The sequence below is a fragment of the Variovorax boronicumulans genome (genome assembly GCF_009811375.1).
GTDB lineage: Bacteria > Pseudomonadota > Gammaproteobacteria > Burkholderiales > Burkholderiaceae_C > Variovorax > Variovorax boronicumulans.
This window is the reverse complement of sequence record NZ_BKDH01000006.1, coordinates 22086-33271: the sequence shown is the minus strand read 5'-3', so window position 1 is coordinate 33271 and position 11186 is coordinate 22086. Positions and strand designations below refer to the sequence as shown.

At 68.7% G+C, this 11186-nt stretch carries 12 protein-coding genes; 6 read left to right on the top strand and 6 right to left on the bottom strand.

Annotation, left to right across the window (positions count from 1 at the left end; translation table 11 throughout):
- Positions 1-82: 82 nt before the first annotated feature.
- Positions 83-1192: a TRAP transporter substrate-binding protein gene (locus VHAB30_RS29160; protein WP_159279512.1), complete on the bottom strand. Its 1110-nt coding sequence runs from the start codon at positions 1190-1192 to the stop codon at positions 83-85.
- A gap of 218 nt (positions 1193-1410) precedes the next feature.
- Here VHAB30_RS29160 and VHAB30_RS29155 point away from each other — a divergent pair, with 218 nt between their 5' ends.
- A complete protein-coding gene (locus VHAB30_RS29155; protein WP_062478826.1) occupies positions 1411-1821 on the top strand; it encodes a rhodanese-like domain-containing protein in 411 nt (136 codons plus the stop codon).
- 15 nt (positions 1822-1836) lie between these two features.
- Here VHAB30_RS29155 and VHAB30_RS29150 read toward each other — a convergent pair whose 3' ends face one another.
- Positions 1837-2109: a DUF4242 domain-containing protein gene (locus tag VHAB30_RS29150; RefSeq protein WP_159279511.1), complete on the bottom strand. Its 273-nt coding sequence runs from the start codon at positions 2107-2109 to the stop codon at positions 1837-1839.
- 129 nt (positions 2110-2238) lie between these two features.
- On the opposite strand from VHAB30_RS29150, the gene VHAB30_RS29145 reads away from it, so the two are divergent.
- Positions 2239-3192: an AraC family transcriptional regulator gene (locus tag VHAB30_RS29145; protein WP_159279510.1), complete on the top strand. Its 954-nt coding sequence runs from the start codon at positions 2239-2241 to the stop codon at positions 3190-3192.
- An 18-nt stretch (positions 3193-3210) separates the two neighbouring features.
- Here VHAB30_RS29145 and lysM read toward each other — a convergent pair whose 3' ends face one another.
- Positions 3211-3672, bottom strand: coding sequence for a peptidoglycan-binding protein LysM (lysM, locus tag VHAB30_RS29140; protein WP_062478819.1), 462 nt, complete (start codon positions 3670-3672; stop codon positions 3211-3213).
- 134 nt (positions 3673-3806) lie between these two features.
- Here lysM and VHAB30_RS29135 point away from each other — a divergent pair, with 134 nt between their 5' ends.
- On the top strand, positions 3807-4592 hold the full coding sequence (locus tag VHAB30_RS29135) for a type III pantothenate kinase (RefSeq protein ID WP_062478816.1): 786 nt from the start codon (positions 3807-3809) through the stop codon (positions 4590-4592).
- Between the two features lie 18 nt (positions 4593-4610).
- On the opposite strand, the gene VHAB30_RS29130 is transcribed toward VHAB30_RS29135, so the two are convergent.
- From VHAB30_RS29130 to VHAB30_RS29120, 3 genes are read right to left on the bottom strand one after another with little or no spacing between them, the layout of a single operon-like run.
- Positions 4611-5969 carry a serine hydrolase domain-containing protein gene (locus VHAB30_RS29130; protein ID WP_159279509.1) on the bottom strand — a complete coding sequence of 453 codons (1359 nt, stop codon included), beginning with the start codon at positions 5967-5969 and terminating at the stop codon, positions 4611-4613.
- A gap of 47 nt (positions 5970-6016) precedes the next feature.
- Entirely contained in the window at positions 6017-6832 is an 816-nt protein-coding gene (locus VHAB30_RS29125; protein WP_062478810.1) for a crotonase/enoyl-CoA hydratase family protein, read from the bottom strand.
- Positions 6833-6873: 41 nt separating this feature from the next.
- Positions 6874-7722 (bottom strand): 3-hydroxybutyryl-CoA dehydrogenase, encoded by an 849-nt coding sequence (locus VHAB30_RS29120; RefSeq protein WP_062478806.1) that lies wholly within the window; start codon positions 7720-7722, stop codon positions 6874-6876.
- Positions 7723-7903: 181 nt separating this feature from the next.
- Between VHAB30_RS29120 and purT the strand changes: the two genes are divergently transcribed.
- From purT to VHAB30_RS29105, 3 genes are all read left to right on the top strand, one after another.
- Complete coding sequence (purT, locus tag VHAB30_RS29115) at positions 7904-9106, top strand: formate-dependent phosphoribosylglycinamide formyltransferase (protein ID WP_159279508.1); 1203 nt, start codon at positions 7904-7906, stop codon at positions 9104-9106.
- A gap of 189 nt (positions 9107-9295) precedes the next feature.
- Positions 9296-10237: an alpha/beta hydrolase gene (locus VHAB30_RS29110; protein WP_159279507.1), complete on the top strand. Its 942-nt coding sequence runs from the start codon at positions 9296-9298 to the stop codon at positions 10235-10237.
- Between the two features lie 113 nt (positions 10238-10350).
- The gene (locus VHAB30_RS29105; protein WP_095950254.1) at positions 10351-11181 is read left to right on the top strand and encodes a helix-turn-helix domain-containing protein; all 831 of its coding nucleotides are present in this window, start codon (positions 10351-10353) and stop codon (positions 11179-11181) included.
- Positions 11182-11186 lie beyond the last annotated feature (5 nt).

The following is an 11186-nucleotide window of genomic DNA, read 5'->3' as shown; positions in this document are numbered from 1 at the left end:
TGGAACCGGCTTTGCCGGGCCACAGGTGTTGCCCCCTGAAAGGGGGTTGGCGAAGCGACACGAAGTGCGCGAAGACTGGGGGTTAGCTTTTCTTCTTGCCGAAGTAGTGGTTGTAGGCCATCTTGAAGTCGACGCCATAGTCGTTCTGCCACTGCAGCGCACGCTCGGCGAACACGCGCTGCGACTCCAGTACCTTCTTGAAGAGCGGGTTCTCGCCGGACTTCTTTTCCACCGTCTTGTCCCAGGCCGCGAGCTGCGCGCGCAGCACGGCGTCGGGTGTCTTGTAGAACTTGATGCCGGCCTTCTTCATGTCGGCATAGTCTTGCGAATTGCGCTGCACCGCCTTCCAGCTCATGTCGGCGCTGGCCGCCTGCACGGCGTAGTCGATGATGGAACGCAGCTCCTGCGGCATGGCGGCGTACTTGCCCTTGTTGAACAGCACCTCGAACTGCTCGCCCGACTGGTGAAAGCTCTGCAGCATGCAGTTCTTCACCACGTCGGGGAAGCCCAGCACGCGGTCGCTCGAGGCGTTGTTGAACTCGGCCGCGTCGATCAGGCCGCGGTCCAGCGCGGGCACGATCTCGCCGCCGGGCAGCGGGTTCACCGCGGTGCCCATCTCGGTGAACATGTCCACGGCCAGGCCCACGGTGCGGAACTTCAGGCCCTTCATGTCCTCGACCTTGGCCACCGGCTTCTTGAACCAGCCCAGCGGCTGCGTGGGCATGGGGCCGTACAGGTACGACACCACCTCCATGTTCAGGCTCTTGTAGATCTCGTCGAGCAGCGCCTTGCCGCCGCCGTAGTTGTGCCAGGCCAGCACGGTGTTGGCGTCCATGCCGAAGCCGGGGCCCGAACCCCACAGCGCCAGCGCCGAGTTCTTGCCGTAGTGGTAGGCCACCACGCCGTGGCCGCCGTCCAGCGTGCCCTTGTTCACCGCTTCGAGCAGCTGGAAGGCGGGCACGACGGCGCCCGAGGGCAGCACCTCGATCTTCAGGCGCCCGCCCGCCATGTCGTTCACCTTCTTGGCGAAGTCGTTGGCGTACTCGTGGAAGATGTCCTTCGCCGGCCAGGTGCTCTGGAAACGCAGCGACGTGGTTTGGGCCATGCTGACCATCGGCGCGGACATCGCGCCTGCGGCCACTGCCGCGCCTTTGAGGAGGCTGCGACGGCGGGGCGATTTGCTGTCTGTCATGTGTCTCTCCATATAGTTCTCTGACCGGAACACCCAGGCCGTCGTCTTCACGTTATGGTTTCGACTGGCCGCGACCGCCATCTTTGGCGCGCCACACCTTGTGACAAACAGGGTTTTCACGAACCGGTGAAAAATTCCATCATCCGGCGTGCAGATCGATCGCCCGCAGCCGCCAAAGGCTCCGGGCTTACCCTAGAGATTCGAGAGAGAAAGCAACCATGAGTGAACCCGTTGGAGAAAAAGGCTACGCCGGCGACGTGACGCCCGAGCAGGCGGCGCAGTGGATGGCGAGCGGCGAGGCCGTGCTGGTGGACGTGCGCACCGATGCCGAGCGCGAGTGGGTCGGCTACGTGCCCGGCGCCGTGCCGCTGGCCTGGAAGCAGTGGCCGGGCATGGCGATCAACCCGGCGTTCGACGACGGCGTGCGCGCCGCCGCGGAGGGCGGCAAGAAGCTGGTGCTGCTGTGCCGCAGCGGCGTGCGCTCGATCGCGGCGGCCAAGCGCGCGACCGAGCTGGGCGCGCAGGCCTACAACATCCTCGAAGGCTTCGAGGGCAACCCGGACGAGAACGGGCACCGCGGCCTGACCGGTGGCTGGCGCCGGCGCGGGCTGCCCTGGCGCCAGAACTAGCCAGAGCTGCGCGCCTCACTCGGCCGTGGCCGGGTCGATCACGCTGTACACCCGGTCCACACGGTTGGCCGGGAAGCCACCGAGCTCCGCGTGCCGGCGCACCAGGGCCTCGTCGGTGGCCTGGTAGACGCAGTAGATCCGGTCGCCGGTCACGTAGCTGTGGATCCACTGGATGTCGGTGCCCATGCTGTTGAGCACGCCGCAGGATTTTTGCGAGATGGCTTTCAGGTCCGCCGCGGTGAACTGGCCGGCGCCGGGGATGTCTCGCTCGATAACGAACTTGGGCATGGCGGTACTCCTGTCTAGAATCGGTCGAAGGCGACCAGTGCCTATGGTGCCGACGCGCAGCCGCCCCGCATTGCCCGTCTCGCCGGACTTGTTGACCGAAACCCCGCCCTCGCTTGCCGGGAGGTGACCATGGATGTCTTGTCGGACGTGCTGCGGACCATCCGCCTGGAGGGCGCGCTGTTCCTGAACGGGGACATGTATGCACCCTGGTGTTTCAAGGTACCCAAGGGAACGGACATCGCGCAGCTGCTCAGGCCCGGCGCGCAACGGCTGGCCATCTGCCACCTCGTGCTGCAAGGCGAATGCTGGGCCCAGGTCGACGGAGAGGCACCGGTTCGTGCGTGCGCCGGCGACGTGATCGCCGTGCCGCATGGCGACTCGCATGCGCTGGGCAGTGGCCTGCACCATGCGGCCATCGACATGTCGCATGTGGTGAGTCCGCGGGCGCCCGAGTTGGAGCGCATCCGCTACGGCGGCCAGGGCGACCGCACCTTGCTGGTATGCAGCTGGTTCGCGTACGAAGGCGACGCGCCCCATCCCGTCATGGCGAACATTCCGCGTCTGTTCACCACGCCGCTGCGCAGCAGGCCGGCGGGCCCGTGGATCGAGCAGTCGGTCCACTTCGTGTTGGGTGATGCGCCGTTGCACACGCCCGGCTCGGAGATGGTTGCCGCCAAGGTGGCGGAAGTGCTGTTTACGGAAGTGCTGCGCGGCTACATCGAATCCATGCCCGCCAACAACCCGGGCTGGCTGGCCGGCCTGCGCGACCCCCACGTGAGCCGCTGCCTGGCGCTGATGCACGCCGAGCCCGCGCGCAACTGGACGGTCGACGCACTGGCGCAGGAAATCCACGTCTCGCGCAGCGTGCTGGCGGACCGCTTCACCGAACTGGTGGGCGCGCCGCCCATGCACTACCTGGCGCGCTGGCGCATGGTCCTGGCCGCCGGCATGCTGCGCAAGGACCAGGGCAACCTGGCGCGCATCGCTGAAGGCGTGGGCTACGAATCGGAAGCCGCTTTCAACCGCGCGTTCAAGCGCGAGTACGGCGTGTCGCCAGGGGCCTGGCGGCACAACGGCGCCTAGCGAGGCGCCGTTGTGGGGTCAGAGCGCCGGAATGCGCAGCTTCTGTCCCGGATAGATCTTGTCGGGGTGCGACAGCATCGGCTTGTTCGCCTCGAAGATCGCGTTGTACTTGTTGGCGTCGCCGTAGTACTTCTTCGAGATGGCCGAGAGCGTGTCGCCGCGCACCACGTCGTGGTACTGGGCGGGCGGCGCGGCCGGGGCGACGAGGTTGTTGTCCACGCTCGTCACGTTGGCCACGTTGCCCGCAGCGAGCGCGGCTTTCTCGCTGGCTTCCTGCGAAGGCGCCTGGCCCGCGAGGGTGACGACGCCGCTACTGGCGGTGTAGGTCACTTCCAGTCCGGTGAGGCCGAGGTTCTGGGTCTCGATGTAGGTCTTGATGGCCGCGGCGGCTGCCGTGTTCGCATCGGGCGTGGCCGCCTGGGCCGACGAACCGCCGAACAGTTTTTCACCGGCTTCCTTGATGAAGCTGAGCAATCCCATGGTTTTCTCCTTGTGCCGTGGTGGATGGAAAAGGCGAATGTAGCGGTGGAACCGGGACCCTCCGCGTAGGCCCGCGCCGCGACTGTCAAAGAGGCGCCAGCAGGAATAACAACAAAGTCGCAATAATCGCGCGCATGTCTTCCCCCTTCCTCGCCATCGACATCGGCAACACCCGGCTCAAGTGGGCGCTTTACGAGGGGGCCTTCCCCGGTGCAGCACTGCAGGCCCATGGTGCCGAGTTTCTCGACCACATCGAACGCCTGGCCGATGGCCCCTGGGCCGAGCTGCCGGCGCCCGGTTCCATGCTGGGCTGCGTCGTGGCCGGCGACACCTTGCGGCGGCGCGCCGAAGAGCAGATCACCGAACGCTTCGACTGCGCCCCGCGCTGGGTGGTGTCGAGCGCGGGCGAGGCCGGCATCGTCAACGGCTACGACCATCCGACGCGGCTGGGCGCCGACCGCTTCGTGGCGATGATCGGCGCGCGCCACCGCATGCTGTCGCAGGGGCCCGAGCGGCCGATGGTGGTGGTGCTGATCGGCACGGCCGTCACCGTGGAGGCGATCGATGCCAGCGGCAAGTTCCTGGGCGGCCTCATCTTGCCGGGCCACGGCATCATGCTGCGCGCGCTCGAGTCGGGCACGGCGGGCCTGCACGTGCCCACCGGCGAGGTGCGCGAATTCCCCACCAACACCAGCGACGCGCTGACCAGCGGCGGCACCTACGCCATCGCGGGTGCGGTCGAGCGCATGGTGCAGCACGTGCGCTCGCACTGCGGCGCCGAGCCGGCCTGCTTCATGACCGGCGGCGCGGGCTGGAAGATGGCGCCCGCCATGAACGGAGATTTCGAACTGGTCGAGAGCCTGATCATGGACGGCCTGCTCGTCATCGCGAAGGCACGGGCCCCGGCGGCGGCCGGCTGACCCGTCCTCACCGCCTCGTCAGGGCTCGGGCTTCATCAGCGCCTCGCCCATGGCCTGGAAGGCGGGCAGGGTGAGCGGGTCGTTGCCCGCGTTGGCGGCGATCGGGTGCGCGGCGTAGCGCACGATCACCATCTCGGCCTTCGGATCGACGTAGATGCTCTGGCCGTGAATGCCGCGCGCCATGTACGCGCCGTGCGGGTTGTGCGAGACCCACCACATGTTCCGGTAGCTCCAGCCCGGCAGCAGCGCGTAGCCCGCCTTCGCGAACTTCGCCGGATCGGCGCCGCGCTGGATGTCGTCGACCACCGCCTTGGCGATCGCCTGCTGCCCGTTGGGCGCGCGACCGCCGTTGCGCAGCGTCTCGCCGAAGCGCGCGATGTCGCGCAGCACGGTGTTCAGGCCGCCGCCGCCCGACTCGGTGCCGATGCGGTCGACCATGAAATACGCGTCCTGCTCGGCGCCGATGCGGCGCCAGATCTTCTCGCTTAGCAGGTCGGCCAGCGAGCGGTTGGACGCGCGGCGCACGATCCAGGCCAGCACCTCGGCGTTGACCGTCTTGTAGGCAAAGGCGTCGCCGTGCGTGCCTTCCTTCTTGAGCGTGGCCAGGAATTCGTAGAACGACTTCGGGCCCGCGTAGTTGGCGCCCTGCGTGAGCATGCCGCCGGCGCGCGCATAGTCCCAGACCTCGGCCTTCGGGTCGGCGTAGTTCTCGGAGTAGCGCACGCCGATGGTCATGTCCATCACCTGGCGCACCGTGGCGTCGCCGTAGGCCGTGTCCTTGAGCTCGGGCAGGTACTTGGTGACCGGCGCCGACGGGTCGAGCGTGCCTTCCTGCGCGAGGATGGCCGCCAGCGTGCCCACGAAGGACTTGGTGACCGACATCGCCAGGTGCGGCCGCTCGGGCGTGAGCGCGCCGAAGTACTTCTCGTAGACCACCTGGCCGCGGTGCAGCACCAGGATGCCGTCGGTGTAGGTGCGCGCGATCATCTGGCCGAAGGTCTGCGCCTCGCCACCGCCCATGGGCTGGAAGCGCACGGCCTCGATGTCGATGCGGGGCTTGGCCGCCGGCAGCGGGCTGGCGGCGCCGGGGCCGCGCCACACGTTGGCCGTGGGCACCGTCTCGCGCACGTGCGAGAAGCTCCAGCGGATGCGCGGGTACACGCCGCCGACCGGGTTGTCGAAGGTGATCTGCTTGTCGGGCGGCGGCGGAAAGCCCTGCATCCAGCCCAGCGCCTCGACCGAGGTGGCGGCGGGATCGGGCAGCGCGGGCGCCGGCGGGGTCTGGGCGAGGCTGGTGTTCACGGCAAGAAGGGTGAAGGCGGCGGCCAGCGCCGTGCGTTGAAAGAAGAGAAACGACGACACAGAAGAAGAGGGCATGCAACGGGCTCCAGTGGACGACAGAAAGGGAACGGAAATCAACAGCTTCAGCGGCCGCTGAACCGCGCAGGCCGGCGCTCGATGAAGGAGCGCACGCCCTCGGCCGCGTCCTCGCTGTTCGACAGGCGTTTCTGCGTCTCGATGAATTCCGCCACGGCCGCCAGCGGCCCGTGTTCGATCGCCTTGAGCACGTTGAGCCGCGTGGCCTGCACGGCCAGCGGCGCCTGGGCCGCGATGCGCTGCGCGATCTGCAGCGCCGCGTCGAGCTCCTGCCCGGCCGGCACCACCTTCTGCACGAAGTTCAGGCGATAGGCCTCGGCGCTGTCGAATTCGTCGGCCGTGAGCAGGTGCAGCATCGCGTTGCCCAGCCCCGCGCGCTCGGCCATGCGCAGCGTGGCGCCGCCCGTGGCCATGATGCCGCGTTGCACTTCCATCTGCGAGAAGCGGCAGTTGTCGGCCGCCACCACGATGTCGGCGCCCAGCATGAGCTCGATGCCCACCGTGAAGCAGATGCCCTTGACGGCCGCCACCATCGGCTTGGTGCGGCGGCGGTAGCCCTCCAGGCCGAAGTCGTGCGGCTCCACCAGCCCGGCCGGAATCGCCTTCTCGCCGCGCTTCATGTATTCGGTGACCGCCGGCAGGTCCAGGCCCGCCGTGAAGTGGTCGCCGAACGCATGCAGCACGCCCACGCGCAGGCTGGGGTCGTCGTCCAGGCGCGTGTAGGCCTCGGCCAGCTGCTTGAACATCGGCGGCGTCCAGCCGTTGCGCTTGGCGGGCCGGTTGATGCCGATCAGCAGCACGTGGTCGAGCACCTGCGTGTCGATGCAGCCTTCGGCGGGCGGGGTGGTGGGGGTCGCAGTCATCGGTCTTTGTCTCCTTGTTGTTGTCGTCGTGGCGTTGCGGATCAGTACGTGTAGACGCCGCGGCCGGTCTTGCGACCCAGCTGGCCGGCGGCGACCATTTCCTTCAGCAGCGGGCAGGGGCGGTACTTGGAGTCGCCGAACTGCTCCAGGTACACCTCCATCACGGCCAGGCACACATCGAGGCCGATCATGTCGGCCAGCGCCAGCGGGCCGATGGGCTGGTTGCAGCCCAGCTTCATGCCGGCGTCGATGTCCTCGGCCGTGGCCAGGCCCTCGGCCAGCACGAAGAAGGCCTCGTTGATCATCGGCACCAGGATGCGGTTGACCACGAAGCCCGGCGCGTTCTTCACCGTGATGGGCGACTTGCCCAGCTTCTCGGCCAGCGCCTTCACCGCGTCGTGCGTGGCGTCACTCGTGAGGTAGCCGCGGATCAGCTCCACGAGCGCCATCATCGGCACCGGGTTGAAGAAGTGCATGCCGATGAAACGGTCGGCGCGCGAGGTGGCGGCGGCCAGCTGCGTGATCGAGATCGACGAGGTGTTCGACGCGATGATCACCTCGGGGCCCACCAGCTCGTCGACCTGCTTGAGGATCTTGAGCTTGAGCGCGTGGTTCTCGGTGGCGGCCTCGATGACCAGCTGCGCGCCCTTGAGGTCGTTGTAGTCGGTCGAGCCCTTGATCAGCGCCAGCGCGGCGGCCTTCTGCTCGGCCGTGAGTTTTTCCTTCTTGATGAGGCGGTCGAGGCTGCCCGAGATGGTGGCGATGCCCTTGTCGACGGCCGCCTGGGCCACGTCGATCATCACCACGTTGACACCCGACACCGCGCAGGCCTGGGCGATGCCGTTGCCCATGGTGCCGGCGCCGATGATGCCCACAGTCTGAATCGTCATGAAAAATGCTCCTTGAAACAAAAAAAGAAAATCGGAGGCGAGGGCGGGCGCAAGGCCGCCATCGCGCAATGGCGGTCATTGTGAATCAGCCCGAAGTGGCCGCCGTTCCCGTGGGCGACACCGGCCCGGGGTGGCTTACAGTGCTGCGATTGTTTTCAACCCCATTTTTTCGAGCCCTCGCATGACCACCCTCGGCACTCCCCTGTCCCCTTCCGCCACCCGCGTGATGCTGCTCGGCTCCGGCGAGCTCGGCAAGGAGGTGCTGATCGCCCTGCAGCGCCTGGGCGTCGAGACCATCGCCGTCGACCGCTACGAGAACGCCCCCGGCCAGCAGGTGGCGCACCACGCGCGCACCATCACCATGAGCGACCCCGACCAGCTCAAGGCGCTGATCGAGGCCGAGAAGCCCGCGCTGGTGGTGCCCGAGATCGAGGCCATCGCCACGCCCATGCTGCAGCAGCTGGAAGACGCGGGCGTGGTGCGCGTGATTCCCACGGCCCGTGCCGCCCGCCTCACGATGGACCGCGAAGGCATCCGCCGCCTGGCCGCCGAGACGCTGGGCGTGCCCACCAGTCCCTACAAGTTCTGCGACTCGCTGGCCGAGCTGCAGGCCGCCATTGACGCCGGCATCGGCTATCCCTGCATCGTCAAGCCCGTGATGAGCAGCTCCGGCAAGGGCCAGAGCAAGATCGACGGCCCCGCCGACGTGCAGAAGGCCTGGGACTACGCCATGGCCGGCGGCCGCGTGAGCCATGGCCGCGTGATCGTCGAGGGCTTCATCGACTTCGACTACGAGATCACGCTGCTGACCGTGCGCGCGAAAGACTCGGCGGGCGCTGTCGAAACCAAGTTCTGCGACCCCATCGGCCACGTGCAGGTCAGCGGCGACTACGTGGAAAGCTGGCAGCCGCACCCCATGGCGCCGGCCGCGTTGCAGAAGGCGCAGCAGATCGCGCAGGCCGTCACGGCCGACCTCGGCGGGCAGGGCCTGTTCGGCGTCGAGTTGTTCGTGAAGGGCGACGAGGTCTGGTTCAGCGAGGTCAGCCCGCGCCCGCACGACACCGGCATGGTCACCATGGCCACGCAGTGGCAGAACGAGTTCGAGCTGCACGCGCGCGCCATCCTCGGCCTGCCGGTCGACACCTCGCTCAAGAGCCCGGGCGCCAGCGCCGTGATCTACGGCGGCGTGGACGCCACCGGCATCGCCTTCGACGGGGTGGCCGAGGCGCTGCAGGTGCCCGGCAGCGACATCCGCCTGTTCGGCAAGCCCGAGAGCTTCGTCAAGCGCCGCATGGGCGTGGCGCTGGTGCATGCGGCCGACACCGACACGGCCCGCAAGCTCGCCAAGGAAGCCGCTTCGCGCGTGAAGCCGCGCACGGCCTGAACGGCCGAACCCTCCGGGTGAACCCGCGAGCCGGGCCCCGGTAGCCAGTTTTCGCAAGCGACCCCGCAGCGGTGCGGGCATGGTGCGGGTCTTGTCGCCAGGACGCCGGTCGGGTGCGGGTGCATGCGGATAGCCCGCAGGCGCCCCGCCCTCCACACTGAGCGCTCCGTTCGATTCACCGGAGACACCATGCTGCATCCCCAGGCGCGCGCCTTGCTGGATTTCATCGAAGCGCGCGGCATTCCGCCGACCCACACCCTGTCGCCCGCCGACGCGCGGGCCTACTACCGCGAGCGCCGCACCGCCACGCAGCCGCTGCCGGCCGAGGTCGCCGAGGTGCGCGACCTCGCCGCCGACGGGCCGCACGGCACCATTGCGGGGCGGCTGTACAAGCCGCTCGGCGCGGGCCCGGGCCCGCTGCCCGTGCTGGTGTACTACCACGGCGGTGGCTGGGTCATCGGCGACCTCGACACGCACGACGTGCTGTGCCGCGAGCTGGCCAACGGCGCGGGCTGCGCGGTGGTCGCGGTCGACTACCGCATGGGCCCCGAGCACCGCTTTCCCACCGCCGTGGACGACGTGCTCGCCGCCACCCGCTGGGTGCGCCGCGAAGCCGCCGCGCTGGGGCTCGATGCCAGCCGCCTTGCGGTGGGCGGCGACAGCGCGGGCGGCAACCTCGCGGCCGTGGCGTCGATCGCCGCGCGCGATGCGGGCGACCTGCCGATCGTGTTCCAGCTCCTGATCTACCCGGCCACCGACATGCGCCGCGGCCATCCGTCGCACCAGGCGAACGGGCAGGGCTACCTGCTCACGCGCGACACCATGACCTACTTCCACGACCACTACATCACCGACGCGAAGCACGACCTCGACTGGCGCGCCTCGCCGCTGCTGCACACCGACCTGGCGGGCCTGCCGCCAGCGCTCGTGCTCACGGCCGGCTACGACCCGCTGCGCGACGAAGGCGCGGCGTATGCCGAGGCGCTCACGGCCGCTGGCAACCGCGCGAACTACGTGTGCTTCGAGCGCCAGATCCATGGCTTCATCACCATGGGCAAGGTGCTCGACGAGGCCCACACCGCCGTCGCGTTGTGCGCGGCGGAACTGCGCCGCGCGTTCGCGCCGGCCTAGGGAAAGTCCCCGCGCAAATGGATGCCGCGCCCAAGGCCCCCGCCGCTACGATCCAGCGAACACGACGCCACCCCCCGGTCGGACGTCGTCGACCGATGCAGGAGACAGACACCATGCAGCGAACCAGGACGTCGACGCCTTCGGGCGGCGATGCACGGCAGGGCGAACGCCTCATGTGGCTCACGCCGCAGCGCGTCTTCTACGCCGGGCTGCTCGGCGCCGCGGCCGAGCGCGCCATGGGCGGGCACGGCGTGTACGTGTCGCCCGCCGGTGCGCCGCCCAACCGTATCCGCATCGGCGGCGGGGCCTGGCAGAGCGGCGAGTTCATCGTGGTGCCGCCGCACGTGCCGCACCAGGTCGAGAGCGCCTGCCCGCTGATCTTCAACCTGCTGATCGAATCGGAGTCGGTCGATCCCGCGCGCATGCCGGCCTTTTTGCAGCACTGCGGCCCGGTCGATGCGCCGGCCTTCGTGCAGCGCATGCGCGAGGTCCATGCCCACCTGCTGGCGGCCTCGGCGCGCGGCATCGACTTCGACGGCTTCGATTTCGACGCGCTGTTCTTCGACGGCCCGCTCACGCCGCGTCCGCTCGACGCGCGCATCCGCAAGGTGGTCGACATGCTCGTGGCCGACCCGGCCGCGCCCGCCTCGGCGGAAGACTGCGCGGCCTCGGTGCACCTGTCGTTCTCGCGCTTCCTGCACCTGTTCAAGCAGGAGACGGGCATGGCCTTTCGCGGCTTCCGGGCCTGGAAGCGCGCGCGCAGCCTGCTGCGCTACGTGCACCAGAGCGGCACGCTCACCGACATCGCGCTGGACACCGGCTACCCCGACTCCACGCACTTCAGCCATTCGATCCGCCAGGTCTACGGGCTCAAGCCCAGCGACATCGTGGCGGGCTCGCGCCGCCTCGCGCTGCACGACGCGGCCGGCGGGTTCCGGCAGTAGGCGCA

Coding starts and splice junctions, on each gene's coding strand:
- VHAB30_RS29160 (WP_159279512.1), bottom strand. CDS start 1,192: ATGACAGACAGCAAATCGCCCCGCCGTCGCAGCCTCCTCAAAGGCGCG.
- VHAB30_RS29155 (WP_062478826.1), top strand. CDS start 1,411: ATGAGTGAACCCGTTGGAGAAAAAGGCTACGCCGGCGACGTGACGCCC.
- VHAB30_RS29150 (WP_159279511.1), bottom strand. CDS start 2,109: ATGCCCAAGTTCGTTATCGAGCGAGACATCCCCGGCGCCGGCCAGTTC.
- VHAB30_RS29145 (WP_159279510.1), top strand. CDS start 2,239: ATGGATGTCTTGTCGGACGTGCTGCGGACCATCCGCCTGGAGGGCGCG.
- lysM (WP_062478819.1), bottom strand. CDS start 3,672: ATGGGATTGCTCAGCTTCATCAAGGAAGCCGGTGAAAAACTGTTCGGC.
- VHAB30_RS29135 (WP_062478816.1), top strand. CDS start 3,807: ATGTCTTCCCCCTTCCTCGCCATCGACATCGGCAACACCCGGCTCAAG.
- VHAB30_RS29130 (WP_159279509.1), bottom strand. CDS start 5,969: ATGCCCTCTTCTTCTGTGTCGTCGTTTCTCTTCTTTCAACGCACGGCG.
- VHAB30_RS29125 (WP_062478810.1), bottom strand. CDS start 6,832: ATGACTGCGACCCCCACCACCCCGCCCGCCGAAGGCTGCATCGACACG.
- VHAB30_RS29120 (WP_062478806.1), bottom strand. CDS start 7,722: ATGACGATTCAGACTGTGGGCATCATCGGCGCCGGCACCATGGGCAAC.
- purT (WP_159279508.1), top strand. CDS start 7,904: ATGACCACCCTCGGCACTCCCCTGTCCCCTTCCGCCACCCGCGTGATG.
- VHAB30_RS29110 (WP_159279507.1), top strand. CDS start 9,296: ATGCTGCATCCCCAGGCGCGCGCCTTGCTGGATTTCATCGAAGCGCGC.
- VHAB30_RS29105 (WP_095950254.1), top strand. CDS start 10,351: ATGCAGCGAACCAGGACGTCGACGCCTTCGGGCGGCGATGCACGGCAG.